Source organism: Streptomyces sp. NPDC088915 (assembly GCF_044749825.1).
Classification (GTDB): domain Bacteria; phylum Actinomycetota; class Actinomycetes; order Streptomycetales; family Streptomycetaceae; genus Streptomyces.
Map to the genome: position 1 here is coordinate 63,394 of NZ_JBIVIR010000009.1, position 16,236 is coordinate 79,629.

Sequence of the window (16,236 nt, forward strand, 5' to 3'; positions counted from 1 at the left end):
CGCTCCGGAGCGGTGGGGCCCTCGACGGGTTCCGGACGGGTCAGGCGGTCGGCGGGACCCGGGACGGGCGGCCCGCGCCGCGCGTCAGGACATAGCCGCCGATGCCCGCGAGCGCCGCGAGGACGCCGCCCGCCGCGGTCCAGAGCCAGCGGTCGGACCACCAGCCGGAGGACCAGCCGTCCTCCGGGGCCGCCGCCCCGACGGCGGACGGGCGGCCCGCGTCGGCGTCCGCCTCCGCCCGGTCGGCGGTCGTCGCGCCCGGCACGAGCGGCGCGGCGAGCGCCCCGTCCGTGGCGTAGGCGCCGCCCTTGTCCTTGACGTCCGCTCCGAGCCGGGCGTCGAAGGGCTGGCCGAGGTCCTCGTCCGGCAGGCCCGTGACGGTCAGGCGCACGTAGTAGCTGCCGGGCAGCGGGTCGTTCGCCCAGGCGTCGGCCGAGGCGCGCACCGGGCGCAGCACGCAGGCGAGTTCCACCTTCGCCGCGTCCTTCGCCGCCGTGCGCGACTGCGCCCCGTACATGCACGGCTGACGGCGCCGCAGCCCGTCGTACACGTCGATCCGCCAGGTGGAAGGACCGTGCCGCAGGGCCGCGTCCGGCAGGGTGACCGCGGCGTTCACCGTCGGCCGCTGCCCGGTGTCCGCGGGGAACACCCAGTACAGGTAGTCGCCCGTGGCGGCCTGCGCGGTGGCCTGCTGTCCCGGGAGGAACCTCGCGGCGGTGCGGAAGGTGGTGCCCGCCTCCGTCGGACCCGCAGTGGAGCGGGTGTCCGGGGTCGCGGTGCCGGAGGGGGAGTCGGCGACGGCGGCCGGGCCCGCGAGCCCGAGCAGGGCCGCGCCCGCGAGCGCGGCCGCGGCGAGCGTGCGTACGGTGCGCATCAGTGGGTCCTCCAGACGGCGACGCGCCAGCGGGACAGCCAGCCCCAGATCAGACCGGCCAGGAAGCCGGCGAGCACCAGCGCGCCGAGCAGCCACCAGCCCCGGCCGAGACCGAACGAGGCCACGTCCGAGGCGCTCGCGGGACCGTCGACGACGTCCACGGCCAGCTCGATCGGCATGCCTGGCGCGGTCTTGACCGACGGGGGAGCGGAGAAGGAGTTGCTCACCTGGAGGCAGACCGTCTCGGCGGCCGGCTTGGCGTCGTCGGAGTCGGTGCCGGACAGCTCCGGCTTCGGATAGCGCAGCCCGGTCGATATCACGTCCGTGCGCCCGTCACCGGCCTCGGAGCCGCGGGTGATCTCCCGGCCGTGGCGGGTGACGGCGCGCAGCAGCACCCCGTAGTCGTCGTTGACGGCGCGGTCGGCCGACACGCTGACGGAGGCGCGCAGTTCCTGGCCGGGCAGCAGGTCCACCCGGTACCAGCGGTGCTCGCCGAAGGTCTCGCGGTCCGTGTACAGACCGGGCTTCAGCTCCGGCGCGTCGGCGCACCGCGCGGCGCCCCGGGCGGCGACGGGCGTGACGACCGGGTCGGCCGCGCGGTCGACCAACTGCCGGACGCGACGGGAGAGTTCCTCGGTGCGGTGGACCGAGGTGTACGTGCCTCCGGTCGCCTCCGCGATGCAGGTGAGCTGCTGCCGGGTCTTGGCGTCCGGCACCAGGCCCAGGGTGTCGATGACGAGGTGGATGCCCTTCGCCGCGATCTCCCGCGCCACCTGGCAGGGGTCGAGCGGGGCGCAGGTGTCCTCGCCGTCCGTGATGAGCACGATCCTGCGGGTGGCGTCGCCGCCCTCCAGGTCCTTCGCCGCGCCGAGCAGCGCCGGGCCGATCGGGGTCCAGCCGGTGGGGGCCAGGGTGGCCACCGCGGTCTTGGCCTCGGTCCGGTCGAGCGGACCCACCGGATAGAGCCGGCGCGTGTCCTCGCAACCCCGCTTGCGGTCCTGCCCCGGATAGTCGGCGCCCAGGGTCCGGATGCCGAGGCGCACCTCCTCGGGCACCGCGTCGAGGACCTCGTTGAAGGCCTGCTTCGCGGCGGCCATGCGGGACTTGCCGTCGATGTCCTCGGCCCGCATGGAGCCGCTGACGTCGAGCACCAGCTCGACCTTGGGGGGTTCCTTCGCCGTCGGCGCGTCGGCGGCCGCCTGCGTCGGCAGGAGCACGGCGCCCAGGGCGGCGAGCAGCGCGCAGGCCCCGGTCGCCAGCCGTTTTCTCGTGATCATCGCCGGATCGTATTGATGATCGTCCGACAAACCAAAACGGGAGGTGGCGACGGGGCCCGGGGTGCGGGGCGCGCGGTCTCAGGCGGGAGGAGCGCCGGGATCCTCCGCGTCGTCCTCGGGGAGGGCCCGGGCCCGCACGGCGTGGGCGGGGTCCTGGTGCCCTCCGGAGGGCATGACGCGCACCTCGCCCCGGTCGCTGATCTCCGCGCGGATGATGCCGGTCGGGTCGGTGTAGATGGGGTGGCCCCCGGAGCCCTTGTAGAGGGTGCGTTCCACGACCACGACGTCCTGGGTGGCGCCTGTGACGTCGGTGAACACCAGCTCGTATCTGGATATGCTCATTTGCCCTATTTTACGCCGTTATCGAAATGCTCCGGTCCGGGGCGGCGGGAACACCGCTCAGGCCGTGCGGGACACGGCGTCCACCAGGTTCGCCAGAGCCGCCCCGAGGGCCGCCGCCCCGGGACCCGCCGCACCGCCCGGTTCCGACACGTAGAGGTCCCGGCGCATCTCCACCATCAGCGCGTGGACCCGCGGGTCCCGGCCGTAGTACGCCAGCGGGACGTAGGTCCCGGCGAAGGGACTGTCCGTCCCCACCCCGCCGAACCCGCCGAACGCCTCCCGCGCCGCGTCGAGGAGCGCGCGAGGCGTGTGGAAGGCGTCCGTGCCGAGGCAGACCGGGGGCCGGGGGCCGTCGCCGTGCAGCTCGTACGGCAGCGGTTCGCCCGGGTACGAGTGGACGTCGATCACCACCGCCCGGCCCGTCGCCGCCAGCCGGCCGGCCACGGCCTCGGCCATGCCCCGCGCGTACGGCGTGAAGTACCGGTCGAGCAGCGGCGCCGGGTCGAATCCGGCCGGCCGCAGCGCGGCCCGGTGCGTGGTGCGCGTGTACACCGCCCCCATGCCGACGGCCGCCATCTCCTCCCGCTCGTCCGGGAAGCGCTCGGGGTCGACGACGAGCCGGGAGAGCCGGTTGACGAACCGCCAGGGGGCCGCGCCGGCCGCCGCCGCGGCCGAGGCGGCGATCTCCGCCGTGTGCGCGTCGGTGATGTGGTCCAGCTCCCGCGCCAGCTCGTCGTCGCCGAGCAGGATCCCGGCCCGTACGTCGGCGGGCACCGCGCGGGAGGAGTGCGGCACGTGCAGGAGGACGGGGGAGTCCGGGGCGCCGGGAAGGAGCGCGAAGGAGGGGGCGCGGGGGGTTTCGGCCGTGGTGGCGCGCGGAGTCTCGTTCATGCCGGGATCCTCTCCGACCCCGGCCGCGGCGTCACGAAACCGCTGGTTAGAGTGGTGGGAGGTTGCGCCGCCGCACCAGGACCGGGCGCGAGACCGGGCCGACTGTCGACCACAGGGACCCGTACGACCACCCCGTCCCCGCTCCACCCGGCCCACGGCCGCCTGCCCCGGAAACGCCGCATCGCATGAGTACCGACACCGCCCTGTCCCCCGACGCCGCCCCCGCCGCCCTCGCAGCTCACGGATCTCCCGCGTCCACCACCGGCCCCGCGCCCGCCGCCGACGCCGGCTCCGGCCGGGAAGGTCCCCGGCGGCCGAGGATGGCCGGGCGCGCCCCGGCCCGGCCCGCCCCCGCGGCCGCCGTCCACAGCGTCAGCGCCGCCACGGCCGCCCTCCTCGGGCTCGTCGGCCTCGGCGCACTCCTCCACGAGCCCGTCCTGATACCCCCGCTGGCCGCCAGCGCCGCCCTGGTGCACTGCGCCCCCGCGCTGCCCCTCGCCCAGCCCCGGAGCGTGGTCGTCGGCCATCTGCTCGGAGCCGCCGCCGGATACGCGGTGGGCGCCGCCGCGAGCGGCAGCGCCTGGGCCGCCGCGCTCGCCGCCGGCGTCACCCTCGCGCTCACCACCCTGGCCCGGACCCCGCACTCCCCGGCCTGCGCCACCGCCGTCGTGATCGTGCTCCAGGCGCCCGCCCCCGGCCGGTTCGTCCCCCTCCTCCTCGGCTCCACGATCGTGCTCGTCCTGACCGCGTTCACCGCCTCCCGCGTCCGGCGCGCGGCGCCGAGGTACCCCGCCTACTGGTGGTGACCCCGGGCCCGACGCCGGTGTGAGCCCCGGCCGGGCGACCGTACGCCCTCCCGCCGTGCGCGTGTGCGGGCGCCTGTGACCCGATGCGCCCCGCCGTTCCGCGCCCCCGCGCGCCCTCCGCAGGGGTGATCGCGTCAACTTCCGTCCGGTTCCGGTCGGAAACCCCTGCGGGGACCCGGGTTGTTCGCGGTCCGGCCCGTCCGTGCGCATTACCCTTCGTTGGTCTTCGCTTGACCATGTCTTGGTGAAGCGTGATGCCGGTGGGACTCCGGGGAGGGACGTGCCGTGCCCGGACACGGGTCGTCCCGGACCGCCCTGGCCCGTCCCGTTCCTCCTGCGCGACCACCGGCCCGTCCCCGCTCCTCGGATCCCGTGAGGGGAGATCCGCATGCCGCCCTCCTCGTCCCGCCCCCGGCAGTTCCCGCGCCCCCGGCAGTTCCCGCACCTCCGGCAGGACTTCGCAGCCTCCCTCGTCGTCTTCCTCGTCGCCCTGCCGCTCTGCATCGGCGTGGCCGTCGCCTCCGGCGTGCCCGCCGAACTCGGCCTGATCACCGGCATCGTCGGCGGCGTCGTCACCGGCCTCATGCGGGGCAGCAGCCTCCAGGTCTCCGGGCCCGCAGCCGGCCTCACCGTCCTCGTCCTGGAGGCGGTCCGGGCCTTCGGCCTCGCCGCCCTCGGCGTCATCGTGCTCCTCGCCGGACTGCTCCAGATCCTCATGGGCCTGCTGCGGTGGGGCCGCTGGTTCCGGGCCATCTCCCTCTCGGTCGTCGAGGGCATGCTCGCCGGCATCGGCCTCGTCATCGTGGCCGGCCAGCTCTACGCCGCGGCCGGACTCGACGCCCCCGGCTCCGGCCTCGCCCGGCTCGTCGGACTCCCGGCCGCCCTGGTGCGCGCCCTGACCTCCACCGCCCACCTGGTCCCGCTCGCCGTCGCCGCCGGCACGGTCCTCGTGATCGTGGGCTGGCGGCACCTGCCCCCGAGGGCGCGGGCCGTGCCCGGCGCGCTCGTCGCGGTCCTCCTCGCGGCCCTCGCCACCGCCCTCCTCGACCTGCCCGTCGCCACCGTGCGGGTGAGCGGCGTCCTGGACGCCGTGCGCGTGCCCGGCGCGGACGCCTTCGCCGGCCTGGCCGACCCCGCCCTGCTCGGCACCGTCCTCGCCTTCGCGCTGATCGCCTCGGCGGAGTCGCTGTTCAGCGCGGCGGCCGTGGACCGGCTGCACGACGGACCGCGCACCGAGTACGACAGGGAACTGCTCGCCCAGGGCGTCGGCAACACGGTCTGCGGCGTCCTCGGCGCCCTCCCCATGACCGCGGTGATCGTGCGCAGTTCGGCCAACGTCCAGGCGGGGGCCAGGACCAGGGCGTCCCGTGTGCTCCACGGTGTGTGGCTGCTGCTCTTCGCCGCCCTGCTGCCCGCCACCCTGGAGTACGTGCCGCTCGCCGCGCTCGCCGGCATCCTCGTCCACGCCGGCTGGAAGCTGATCCCCTTCAAGGGGCTGGTCGCGCTGTGGCGCGGCCACCGGGGCGAGGCGCTCGTCCTGGTCGCGACGGCCGTGGCGATCGTCACGGTCAACATGTTCGAAGGGGTCCTGATCGGACTCGTGCTCTCCGTCGCCAAGGCGGCCTGGGACGCCTCCCACCTCCGCGTCGAGCGGACCGACGACGGCCACGGGCCGGTGCGCGTCAGCCTGTCGGGGAACGTCACCTTCCTGCGGCTGCCGAAGATACTCGACACGCTCGAAGCCCTCCCCGGGGACCGCCCGGTCGAACTGGACCTCTCCGGACTCCAGCACCTCGACCACGCCTGCCGCGCCGCCCTGGAGACCTGGGCCGAACGCCACTCCGCCGGCCCCGACTCCGTACGGCTGCACGGCCCGCCGGGGCACGCCCCCGGCCGGCCGGCGGACGGCGAGCCCGCGCGGACGGGTTCCTGACCCGCGGTCACCTCCACGTGTCCGTGGGGGAGATCGGGGATGAGGGCGCCGGACCGGGGTACCCGATGACCGTCCAACCCACTAGGGAGGAATCATGGGTCTGGGAGCTTTCATCATTCTGATCGCGGTGGGGGCCATTCTCACGTTCGCGTCCGACTGGCAGATGGAGGGCGTCAACCTCGATCTGGTCGGCCTGATCCTCATGGCCGTCGGCATCATCGGGACGGCGGCCTACGTCAGCGTGCTGCGCCGTCGCCGGATGATCGTCCCCCCGGTCGCCCCCGCGGTCACCACCGAGGACGACCGGAGGGACCTGCTCTGAGCGAATGAGCGAACGGAACGCCACCGTTGCCGTCACCGTCACGGGGACACGACACGAGTCCCGGAGGCACGACGCGGGACACGGCACGAGAGGGGTGGCCGCGCTTCGGGCGTGGCCACCCCTCTCGTGCCGTTCCCGTCCCGTCCTCCGTCGCACCCGGCGCGGACGGCGTTCACCGGTCCACCGTCACCGCCGCGTGGATGGTCTTGCCGTCCTGCCGGGTGTCCACGGTGACCTCCCGGCACAGCCGCAGCACGATCGGCCAGCCGAAGCCGCCGGGGCGCAGCTCGTCGTGGAGCTCGTGGCGCGGCGCCTCCCCGCTGGCGTCCGCCACGGACACGGTCACGCGGTCGGGGCCGACGGCGATGCCGAAGTCGGTGACCCCGCCACCGTGCCGGTGCGCGTTCGTGACCAGCTCCGACGTGACGAGCAGCAGGTCGTCGACCTGGCCCGGCGGCAGCGGACCGAGGGCCGCGAGCGTGTGGCAGACCAACTCCCGTGCCTGTGCGGGCGTACCGACCGGCGACGGCCCGTACGATCCGGCGCCGGGGCGGGCCGCCGGCGTACGGGACCGGGTGTCGCTCCGAGTGTTCATCACATGGTCCCTTTCTTACCGATTCCTCAACAGGTGACGGAATTCGCCTGCCCGTTCGCACAGAAGTGATGCACGCCACTCCGACCGGAGCGGAAGTCGCGTTTCGGGGAGTGCGTTCGGAAAGTGGGGGTACCAGATCCGGAACTGCTGAACGGACCGTGAGAAAGAGGAGGTTGTCGCGTGCGGACCGAGACGGCCGAAGCGATGGCGACGTACGTGACGAACGGTACGTGTGAGGACCTGCCCGTTCTGGAGGCCCCCCACGAGGTGGCGCCGCAGGACGCCCGTACCCTGACGAAGGTGTTCCTCCGCGAGCTGGCGGAGCGGGAGGAGGGCACCGAGGCGTACCAGTACGTCCGGAACACCCTGATCGAGATCAACATGTCGCTCGTGCGGTACGCGGCGGGGCGGTTCCGCGCGCGGGCCGACGAGATGGAGGACATCGTCCAGGTCGGCATGATCGGCCTGATCAAGGCGATCGACCGCTTCGACCTCTCGCGCGAGGTGGAGTTCGCGACCTTCGCGGTGCCGTACATCGTGGGCGAGATCAAGCGCTTCTTCCGGGACACCACCTGGGCGGTGCACGTCCCCCGCCGGCTCCAGGAGGCGCGGGTGGAGCTGGCGAAGGCGACCGACGAGCTGAGCTCGCGGCTCGGCCGGGCCCCCCGGGTCGCGGAGCTGGCGATGCTGATGGGGCTTCCCGAGGAGGAGGTGGTCGAGGCCCAGATCGCCTCGAACGGCTACAACTCGACCTCGCTGGACGCCGCGATCAGCGGCGGCGACGAGGAGGACGAGGCGGCCCTGGCCGACTTCATCGGCGAGGAGGACCCGGCCCTCGAACTCTTCGAGGACTTCCACACCCTCGCCCCGCTCGTGGTGGCCCTCGAGGAGCGCGACCGGCTGCTGCTCCACCTCCGCTTCGTCGAGGAGCTGACGCAGGCGCAGATCGGCGAGCGGCTCGGCGTCTCCCAGATGCACGTCTCGCGGCTCCTGGCCCGCAGCCTCAACCGCCTGCGCGAAGGCATGTTCGGGAAGCCGCGCGCCACCGCCTGAGCGCCCGGCGCACACCGACGACAGGGCTCCCGCTCCGATTCCTCCGGAGCGGGAGCCCTGTTCCGTTCGCGGGCGACCGGCGGCTGGGGGGTGTCTCGTCGATCGGGCCGGACACCGCGAGCCCGGCATGATCGACGGGACGCCCCCTAGGGGCGCGCGGCGATGAAGGAGGGGCGCCGGACCGGGGCCGCGAAGGGCGCCTCCGGCAGGTTCTCCACGCTGTTGAAGACCAGGAACACGTTGCTCCGGGGATACGGGGTGATGTTGTCGCCCGACCCGTGCAGGGCGTTGCAGTCGAACCAGGTGGCCGAACCGGCGGCGCCCGTGAAGTGCCGGATGCCGCACGCCTCGGCGAAGGTGGTGAGCGCCTCGTTCGAGGGCGTCCCCGCGTCCTGCATCCGGAGCGACCGCTTGTAGTTGTCCCGGGGGGTCTCCCCGGCACAGCCCAGGAAGGTGCGGTGCGAACCGGGCATGATCATCAGGCTGCCGTTGGTGGTGAAGTTCGGCGTGAGCGCGATCGACACCGAGACCGTCCGCATCCGCGGCAGACCGTCCTCGGCGTGCCAGGTCTCGAAGTCGGAGTGCCAGTAGAAGCCGCTGGCGCCGAAGCCCGGCTTCACGTTGACCCGCGACTGGTGCACGTAGACGTCGGAGCCGAGGATCTGGCGGGCGCGGCCGACGACCCGCGGGTCCTCGGCGAGCCGGCCGAAGACCTCGCTGGTCCGGTGCACCTCGAAGACGGAGCGGATCTCCTGGGAGCGGGGTTCGACGACCGCCCGCTCGTCGGCCCGGACGGCGGGGTCGGCGACGAGCCGGTCCAGCTCCGCCCGGAGCTCGTCGACCTCGTCCGGGGTGACCAGCTCGTCCACCGTGACGAACCCGTCGCGGTCGTAGTCCTCCAGCTCGCGCGCCCAGAAGGGGCCGGGCGTGCCGGGTTCGGACCACACGACGGGGTCCTTGCGGCCGATCAGCTCCTCCCGGTGGCTGCGGGTGGGGTAGAGGTCGACGGGGCGGGTGGGTGCGGAGGCCATGGGGCGGTGTGCCTTCCTTTCGTACGTCTCGTACGGCGGGTGCGTCTTGTACGGGGGAGCGGGGCGGGGTGCCGGGTCAGGCGGCGTCGTCCGCGGCGCCGGCGCCGGCGTCGGTCGGCTCGGACTCGGGCTCGGTGAGCAGGGGGTAGACGCCGTTCTCGTCGTGGTCCTCGCGCCCGGTCACGGGCGGGTTGAAGACGCACAGGCAGCGGAAGTCCCGCTTGACCTTGAGGGTGTGGCGCTCGTGCCCGTCGAGCAGGTACATCGTCCCGGGCACGATCGTGTGGGTGAGCCCCGTCTCGTGGTCGGTGAGTTCGGCCTCGCCCTCCGTGCAGACGACGGCCTCGACGTGGTGCGCGTACCACATGGACGTCTCGGTCCCGGCGTACAGCACCGTCTCGTGGAGGGAGAAGCCGACCCGCTCGCGGGCCAGGACGATGCGCTTGCTCTCCCAGGTGCCCGAGGCGGCCTTCACGTGCCGCTCGGTGTTCTCCAGCTCGTCGAAGGAACGGACGATCACGGGGATCTCCTTTCGCGGATTTCGCGGATTTCGCGGTGTGGGGGTGGCGGGGTGTCGGGCGGTCTCAGGCGGTGTGGCGGACGGAGCGGGCCAGGATGCCGAGGCCCTCGTCGAGTTCGTCGTCCGTCGCGGTCAGCGGCGGGAGCAGCTTGACCACCTCGCCGTGCGGTCCGGACGTCTCCAGGAGCAGGCCGATCTCGAAGGCGCGCCGGCACACGGCGTCGGCGCGCTCCCCGTCGGCGAACTCCAGGCCCCACACGAGGCCGCGTCCGCGCACCGCGACGCCCGACCGCTCGTCGTCCCCGCACAGGTCGAGCAGGGCGCGCTCCACCCGGTCGGCCCGGCGCAGGGTGCGCTCGCGCAGGGCGCCGTCGCGCCAGTACGCGTCGAGGGCGGCGGTGGCGGTGACGAAGGCCGGGTTGTTGCCGCGGAAGGTGCCGTTGTGCTCGCCGGGCTCCCACAGGTCGAGCTCCGGGCGGAACAGGCAGAGGGCCATGGGCAGGCCGTAGCCGCTGATGGACTTGGACAGGGTGACGATGTCGGGCGTGATGCCCGCCTCCTCGAAGGAGAAGAAGTCGCCGGTGCGCCCGCAGCCCATCTGGACGTCGTCCACGATCAGGAGCATGTCGTGGCGGCGGCAGAGGTCCGCGAGGGCGCGCAGCCACTCGGCGCGGGCCACGTTGATCCCGCCCTCGCCCTGGACGGTCTCGACGATGACGGCCGCCGGGTGGTCGAGGCCGGAGCCCGGGTCCTCCAGGAGCCGCTCGAACCACAGGAAGTCGGGCACCTGCCCGTCGAAGTAGTGGTCGAAGGGCATCCGGGCGGCGTTGGGCAGCGTCACGCCCGCGCCGGCGCGCTTGGCGGAGTTGCCGGTGACGGCGAGCGAGCCGAGCGACATCCCGTGGAAGGCGTTGGTGAAGGAGACGACCGTCTCCCGGCCGGTGACCTTGCGGGCGAGCTTCAGGGCCGCCTCCACCGCGTTGGTGCCGGTGGGGCCGGGGAACATCACCTTGTAGGGCAGGGCGCGGGGCTCCAGGACCGCCGAGCGGAAGGTCTCCAGGAAGTCGCGTTTGGCGGTCGTCGACATGTCGAGGCCGTGGGTGATGCCGTCGTCGGCGAGGTAGTCGAGGAGGGCGCGCTTGAGGACCGGGTTGTTGTGCCCGTAGTTCAGCGAGCCGGCTCCGGCGAAGAAGTCGAGGTACGGCCGCCCCTGCTCGTCGTACAGCCTGCTGCCGGAGGCGCGCTCGAAGACGACGGGCCAGGCGCGGCAGTAGCTGCGGACCTCCGATTCGACGGTCTCGAAGACGGAGGAGGGGGCGAGGTCGGTCAGGGTCACGGAGTCTCTTCTCCAAAGGGGTTGCGGATGCGGGCGGGAGGGGGCTGCCTGGCGGCTCAGGAGGCCGCGGAATCCAGGGGGCCGATGCGGTAGAGCACCTCGGCCTCGTGTCCCGCCGTGGGGAAGGAGGCGGCCGGGAAGAGGACCTCGCGCGTCACCTCGGCGCCGCGACGGCGCGCGTAGGACCGGAACATCCGGTCGGACGCCAGGTTTCCCGGCGTGACGGTCGCCTCCACGCGATCGAGTCCGTGCTCGGCCGCCACGCGGACGGACAGAGCGTCGAGCAGGGCCCCGGCTACCCCGCTTCCGCGGTGCGAATCCTCCACGGCGACCTGCCAGACGAAGAGCGTGCCCGGTGCTTCGGGCCGCAGGTATCCGGTGACGAAGCCCACCGGACGTCCGGAGGCGTCACGGGCGACGGCGGTCGTGTCGGCGAAGTCGCGGCACCACAGCAGATAGCTGTACGGGGAGTTGAGGTCCAGCTCTCCCGAGCCGCGGGCGATCCGCCAGAGGTCGGCGCCGTCCTCGATCCGGGCCGGACCGACGGAGACGTCTCCGTTCCGGCACGTCGTAGGGGCAGTGGTCTGGGCAGTGGTCATGGGCGCCGAAGGTACCCAGCGGATCTTAGAACTTCCTGGGGCTGAGGGGTTGTTCGGGCGAGGAGTACGTGATAGGTGCACTTATCGCGCTCGTGAGGTGAATCCCACCTTCCCGCTACGGCGAACCAATTCAAAAGCTGACAAAATGCCCGTTTATAACGGATGGGTAACGGCTTCGGGATGTGGGGTCCGCCCCCTCAGGAAGCGTGAGAACATTCCGGGTTTCATGTTTGAAGACGCCAGGAGCGGTCAGGTGTAGGGGTCACCCCGTGCCGCGCCGTCCTCGTGACGCGGCACGGAGTGGTCCGCTCGGCCTACCAGATCGCCTCGACCCACTCCGGGTGGTCGACGAACGGGTTCCGGTTGCCCTGGTAGGTGCCGAAGATGACGTCGTTGCGGCGCTTCTCGAAGGCGCTCGGCGGGTCCAGCTCGTTCCACTGCTTCAGGACCGAGAGCCGGCCGTGGTACGGGACGCTGCCGTTGGACGTCGACTCGTTGGGCTCCAGGTCCGCCCAGGAGTCGCCGCCCTCGTAGCGGACGGCCATGTAGAGGAGCATCCGCGCCACGTCGCCCTTGTCCGCGTCGCGCGGCTCGAAGGAGTTGCTGTCCGTGTAGCTGCCGGGCGCGCCGCCGACCGGGCTGCCGCCGGTGTCGAAGTCCTTGTTGCCGCGGATGCCGTTGACCTGGACGTCCGCCGCGCGCAGGTGGTGCAGGTCGGTGCCGGGCCCGGCCGAGGTGCCGAAGTTGCCGTGGGACTGGGCCCAGGTGTGCTCGCGGTTCCAGTCGCCCACGTCGCCCCCGTTGAGGGACTTGCTCCGCGAGACCCCGCTGTAGAGCAGGACCACGTTGTTGGGGTTGTTCGGGTCCTGGTCGGTGGTCTTCAGCGCGTTCCAGACCGCGTCGTACGAGATCTTGCTCTGGCTGCTGATGATGGTGTGCAGCGAGGACTTGAGGGCCGGACCCGTCTTGCCGACCGCGTCCTTGTAGTACGTGCTGTCGTACGGGGAGGTCGTGGCGCTCGCGGGGGTCGCGGCGACCGCGGGCAGGGTGAGGGTGACGAGGACGGCCGCTATGGAAGCCGCCCAGACCTTCCGACGGCGGGGCTGTGCAACGGACATGGGGGGTGCCCTTTCCCGATGGGTCACGCGGCGGAGCGCGGCGCCCGGCTCAAGGGCGCCGCGCTCTACGCGTGTTGACTTCTTGTCAGCCGGGAGCGTGGCACGGGGGAGGGGCCCACCGTGTAACCGGGAGGAGGCGTTTCCGTGACGTTCTCGCATACGCGGGCGCCGAAGGGCCCCGGAGCCCGTCCGGAGCCCGTCCGGAGGGCGCCCAGAGCCCGTCCGGGGTGCCGTCAGGTGCCCCGGACGTCCACCGGCATCCCCTTCGGCTCCTTGATCCGCTTCATGATGATCTGGGAGTTGACCTCGGTGACCCCGGCCAGCGTCGTCAGCCGCTCGATCCACAGTCGCTCGTACGCCGCCAGGTCCGCCACCGCGATCCGCAGCAGACAGCCCGGACTGCCGAAGAGCCGGTACGCCTCGATCACGTCCGGCACGTCCTGGAGCGCCTCCTCGAAGGCCTCCACCGTCTCCCGGTCCCGCCGCACCTCCACCGAGACGAGCACCTCGAAGCCCCGCCCCACCGCCTCCGGATCGATGACCGCCCGGTATCCCCGGATCACCCCGTCCTGCTCCAGCTGGCGCACCCGCCGCAGACAGGGGGAGGGGCTGAGTCCCACCCGCTGGGCCAGCTCCTGGTTGCTCAGTCGGCCGTCGTCCTGGAGCTCGCGCAAGATGTGGAGGTCGATTCGATCCATGGCGCAACATCCTGCCACGAAGAAACATTTCCTCAGCTCATTCGGCAATCGTATTGCGCACCTTTTGCCCTATCCTTGCGGACTCGAAGGTCCCGGAGGGGCCTTCCGTCAGCCCTTCACCACGGGGGCGGAGCCCCTTTCGGTACGGAGTCGAGGACGGCAGCCATGAAGCGGACGCACGACGGGGAAGCGCGCAGGATCGTCGTCATCAGCACCGGCGGCACGATCGCCAGCCGCTGGCAGGGCACCGGCTACGCGGCCGACGCCTCCGGCCGCGACGTCCTGGCCACCGCCCCCCTCCCCGAGGACGTCACCGTCGAGGTCGTCGACCTCTTCAACGTCAACAGCTCGCGCATGACCGCGGCCCACCAGCTCGCCCTCCTGCGCACCGTCCACGAGACGCTCGCCGACCCCGGCGTCGACGGCATCGTGATCACCCACGGCACCGACACCCTGGAGGAGACGGCCTTCCTCCTGGACCTCCACCACACCGACGCCCGCCCGGTCGTCCTCACCGGCGCCCAGCGCCCCTTCGGCACCGGCGACGGCGACGGCCCCGGCAACCTCTACGACGCGCTCCAGGTCGCCTCCACCGTCCGCGACCTCGGCGTCCTCGTCGTCTTCGACGGACGCGTCCACGCGGCGCGCGGCACCGTGAAGTACCGCACCCTCGCCGCCGACGCCTTCTCCGACCCGACGGCCGAGCGCCTCGGCCGCGTCGGCTTCTCCCGCGTCGACATCGAGCGGCAGCCCGAGCGCCCGGCCCCGCTGCCCCTCCCCGCCGCCGCGCGCACGGCGCAGCCCGGCGCCGTCGGCGCCGCCCCGCTGCCCCGCGTCGACATCGTGACCCACCACTCCGACGGCGACCCGTTCCTCCTGAACGCGGCCGTCGACGCCGGCGCCCGGGGCATCGTCCTCGTCGCCACCGGCGCGGGCAACGCCACCCCGGAGATCGCCGCCGCCGTCGCGGACGCGGTCGCCCGGGGCGTCCTCGTCGCCGTCACCACCCGCGTCCCCTCGGGGCCGCTCGCCGAGATCTACACCGGCGGCGGCGCGGTCGACCTCGTCGCCGCCGGAGCCCTCCTCACCGGCACCCTCCGGGCCGCCCAGGCCCGGATCGCCGTCCTCGCCACGCTCCTCGCCGAGGAGGGCGGCGCGGGCGACCCCGCCCGCGCCACCGCGCTCCTGCGCCGGCTCCTCGACGGCCCGGTCCGCGCGGAGCCGGCCCTCGCCACCGGCGGCTCCCGCTCGGCCTCGGCCGTCGTCGCCCGCGCCTGACCGGCGAGGCACCCCCGACCCCGGCTCGCGGACGGCGCCCCCCGGCCCGTCCGCGAGCCGGAATCAATCCGTCGCGTGCGTCACGCCAGCCGCAGGGTCACGAACGGGACCGTGTCCCCCGGCAGGACGTACCGCTCCACCTCCACGAAGCCCCGCGCCAGCGCGAACCGCAGCCCCTCCTCGTTGGAGGCCAGGACCACCGTCTCCACGCCCCCGTCGCCCAGCGTCCGCGCGTGCGCGAGACCCCGCTCGTACAGCGCCGTCCCGAAGCCCCGCCCCCGGAACCCCGGCAGCGTCCGGGCGATGACGGTCGCCGCCGCCGTCTCCCCGTCCGGCGGACGCACCGTCGAACAGCCCACCGCCACGTCCCCGAGGTAGGCCACGTCCAGCCGGTTGCGGCCCGCGCGCTCCCGCACCTCGTCGAGCGAGAGGACGGCCGTGGGAATCACCGCGTTGTGGACGGCGCGCCAGTCCGCGATCTGCGCCCCGCTCCGGGCCCGTTCGACGTGAAGATCGTTCATCCGGGCAGCCAACCGCCTCCCGCCCGGCCGGTCAACCGCTTTCGCGGGCCCCGGGAGTGTGCGTCCGTACGGGTGAGGGCACGGGACCGGCGGCAGCGCCGCCCGCCGAACGGGTACGGATCGCTGCACTGTCCCTCCGGTCAGATCGCCGCTCCACCCCCCCCGGTCAGGAGGAATGCCGTCCCATGCCCGTCCGCAAGGGCGCCCCCGCGCTGCTGAGCGCCGGCACGCTGTGTGCCGCCCTGCTGCTCACCGCCTGCGGGAGTCCCGCCGCCCCGCCCGCCCCCGCCCCCACGACCACCCCCACCACCCCGTCCGCGCCCGCCGGCGGCGCCCACCCCGTCCCCGGCTCACCGGGCAGGGGCGCCGGCAGCCCCGCCGCCGCCCCGCTCCCCGAGACGCCGCTCCCCGGCATCGGCCCCGTCACCCGCGCCTCCGTCCCGCACGGCACCTCCCAGGCCCTCGTGGTCACCGGCACGTCCCCCGACTCCAGCAGCTCCACCGCCACGCTCTACGCCCGCGACCCGGCCACCGGCTGGAAGGCCCAGGCCGGCCCCTGGCCCACCCACAACGCGCTCCGGGGCTGGACCGCCGACCACACCGCGGGCGACCTGCGCACCCCCATCGGGGTCTTCCGGCTCGGCGACGCGGGCGGCCGGCTGCCCGACCCCGGCGCCCTCCTGCCGTACGACCAGGACGAGCAGTTCGCGATCAGCGGCACCGGCTTCATGGGCGAACCCCTGGAAGGCTCCTTCGACCACGTCGTCGCCATCGACTACAACCGGGTGCCCGGCCGCAGCCCGCTCGACAAGGAGCGCCCCCTCGGCGCCGAGAAGGGCGGCGGCGTCTGGATCCACGTCGACCACAGCGGCCCCACCCAGGCCTGCGTGACCCTGGAGCGCGAGGACCTGCGCGAGCTGCTCCGCGCCCTCGACCCGGCCCGCGAACCCGTCGTGGTCATGGGCCCCGCCACCGAACTGGCCCGCTGACACCGCCCGTCCGCCACGCACGCCGAGGGGCGCCCGGCTCTCCGCCGGGCGCC

18 protein-coding genes are annotated in these 16,236 nt (G+C 73.6%); 6 read left to right on the forward strand and 12 right to left on the reverse strand.

Features of this window, described 5'->3' with window-relative positions:
* Window positions 1-40 precede the first annotated feature (40 nt).
* The 4 genes from ACIP5O_RS17865 to ACIP5O_RS17880 form a co-directional block, all read right to left on the reverse strand.
* Entirely contained in the window at window positions 41-874 is an 834-nt protein-coding gene (locus tag ACIP5O_RS17865; protein ID WP_401294288.1) for a hypothetical protein, read from the reverse strand.
* Window positions 874-2,151 carry a VWA domain-containing protein gene (locus ACIP5O_RS17870; RefSeq protein ID WP_401294290.1) on the reverse strand — a complete coding sequence of 426 codons (1,278 nt, stop codon included), beginning with the start codon at window positions 2,149-2,151 and terminating at the stop codon, window positions 874-876. Before ACIP5O_RS17870 ends, ACIP5O_RS17865 begins: the two co-directional genes overlap by 1 nt.
* A gap of 78 nt (window positions 2,152-2,229) precedes the next feature.
* Entirely contained in the window at window positions 2,230-2,493 is a 264-nt protein-coding gene (locus ACIP5O_RS17875) for a DUF6296 family protein (protein WP_401294292.1), read from the reverse strand.
* A 57-nt stretch (window positions 2,494-2,550) separates the two neighbouring features.
* Window positions 2,551-3,384: an N-formylglutamate amidohydrolase gene (locus ACIP5O_RS17880; RefSeq protein WP_401294294.1), complete on the reverse strand. Its 834-nt coding sequence runs from the start codon at window positions 3,382-3,384 to the stop codon at window positions 2,551-2,553.
* A 185-nt stretch (window positions 3,385-3,569) separates the two neighbouring features.
* Here ACIP5O_RS17880 and ACIP5O_RS17885 point away from each other — a divergent pair, with 185 nt between their 5' ends.
* From ACIP5O_RS17885 to ACIP5O_RS17895, 3 genes are all read left to right on the forward strand, one after another.
* Window positions 3,570-4,190, forward strand: a complete 621-nt coding sequence (locus ACIP5O_RS17885; protein WP_401294296.1) for an HPP family protein — start codon at window positions 3,570-3,572, stop codon at window positions 4,188-4,190.
* A 388-nt stretch (window positions 4,191-4,578) separates the two neighbouring features.
* The gene (locus ACIP5O_RS17890; protein ID WP_401294298.1) at window positions 4,579-6,123 is read left to right on the forward strand and encodes a SulP family inorganic anion transporter; all 1,545 of its coding nucleotides are present in this window, start codon (window positions 4,579-4,581) and stop codon (window positions 6,121-6,123) included.
* A 94-nt stretch (window positions 6,124-6,217) separates the two neighbouring features.
* Window positions 6,218-6,445 carry a DUF6458 family protein gene (locus ACIP5O_RS17895; RefSeq protein ID WP_356547734.1) on the forward strand — a complete coding sequence of 76 codons (228 nt, stop codon included), beginning with the start codon at window positions 6,218-6,220 and terminating at the stop codon, window positions 6,443-6,445.
* A 172-nt stretch (window positions 6,446-6,617) separates the two neighbouring features.
* Here ACIP5O_RS17895 and ACIP5O_RS17900 read toward each other — a convergent pair whose 3' ends face one another.
* Window positions 6,618-7,040, reverse strand: a complete 423-nt coding sequence (locus tag ACIP5O_RS17900; RefSeq protein ID WP_401294300.1) for an ATP-binding protein — start codon at window positions 7,038-7,040, stop codon at window positions 6,618-6,620.
* A 204-nt stretch (window positions 7,041-7,244) separates the two neighbouring features.
* Here ACIP5O_RS17900 and ACIP5O_RS17905 point away from each other — a divergent pair, with 204 nt between their 5' ends.
* The gene (locus tag ACIP5O_RS17905) at window positions 7,245-8,093 is read left to right on the forward strand and encodes an RNA polymerase sigma factor SigF (protein ID WP_401294702.1); all 849 of its coding nucleotides are present in this window, start codon (window positions 7,245-7,247) and stop codon (window positions 8,091-8,093) included.
* 146 nt (window positions 8,094-8,239) lie between these two features.
* On the opposite strand, the gene thpD is transcribed toward ACIP5O_RS17905, so the two are convergent.
* From thpD to ACIP5O_RS17935, 6 genes are all read right to left on the reverse strand, one after another.
* A complete protein-coding gene (thpD, locus tag ACIP5O_RS17910; protein ID WP_401294302.1) occupies window positions 8,240-9,124 on the reverse strand; it encodes an ectoine hydroxylase in 885 nt (294 codons plus the stop codon).
* 76 nt (window positions 9,125-9,200) lie between these two features.
* Window positions 9,201-9,644 (reverse strand): ectoine synthase, encoded by a 444-nt coding sequence (locus tag ACIP5O_RS17915; RefSeq protein WP_401294304.1) that lies wholly within the window; start codon window positions 9,642-9,644, stop codon window positions 9,201-9,203.
* 64 nt (window positions 9,645-9,708) lie between these two features.
* Entirely contained in the window at window positions 9,709-10,974 is a 1,266-nt protein-coding gene (gene ectB, locus ACIP5O_RS17920) for a diaminobutyrate--2-oxoglutarate transaminase (protein WP_401294704.1), read from the reverse strand.
* A 62-nt stretch (window positions 10,975-11,036) separates the two neighbouring features.
* Window positions 11,037-11,579: a diaminobutyrate acetyltransferase gene (ectA, locus tag ACIP5O_RS17925; RefSeq protein ID WP_401294306.1), complete on the reverse strand. Its 543-nt coding sequence runs from the start codon at window positions 11,577-11,579 to the stop codon at window positions 11,037-11,039.
* Window positions 11,580-11,893: 314 nt separating this feature from the next.
* Entirely contained in the window at window positions 11,894-12,697 is an 804-nt protein-coding gene (locus ACIP5O_RS17930; RefSeq protein WP_401294308.1) for an endonuclease I family protein, read from the reverse strand.
* 233 nt (window positions 12,698-12,930) lie between these two features.
* Window positions 12,931-13,395: an Lrp/AsnC family transcriptional regulator gene (locus ACIP5O_RS17935; protein WP_356547747.1), complete on the reverse strand. Its 465-nt coding sequence runs from the start codon at window positions 13,393-13,395 to the stop codon at window positions 12,931-12,933.
* A 165-nt stretch (window positions 13,396-13,560) separates the two neighbouring features.
* On the opposite strand from ACIP5O_RS17935, the gene ACIP5O_RS17940 reads away from it, so the two are divergent.
* Entirely contained in the window at window positions 13,561-14,673 is a 1,113-nt protein-coding gene (locus ACIP5O_RS17940) for an asparaginase (protein WP_401294310.1), read from the forward strand.
* Between the two features lie 80 nt (window positions 14,674-14,753).
* Here the strand turns inward: ACIP5O_RS17940 and ACIP5O_RS17945 are convergent, their stop codons facing one another.
* Window positions 14,754-15,194 carry a GNAT family N-acetyltransferase gene (locus ACIP5O_RS17945; RefSeq protein ID WP_401294312.1) on the reverse strand — a complete coding sequence of 147 codons (441 nt, stop codon included), beginning with the start codon at window positions 15,192-15,194 and terminating at the stop codon, window positions 14,754-14,756.
* Window positions 15,195-15,379: 185 nt separating this feature from the next.
* On the opposite strand from ACIP5O_RS17945, the gene ACIP5O_RS17950 reads away from it, so the two are divergent.
* Window positions 15,380-16,183, forward strand: a complete 804-nt coding sequence (locus ACIP5O_RS17950) for a hypothetical protein (RefSeq protein WP_401294314.1) — start codon at window positions 15,380-15,382, stop codon at window positions 16,181-16,183.
* Window positions 16,184-16,236 lie beyond the last annotated feature (53 nt).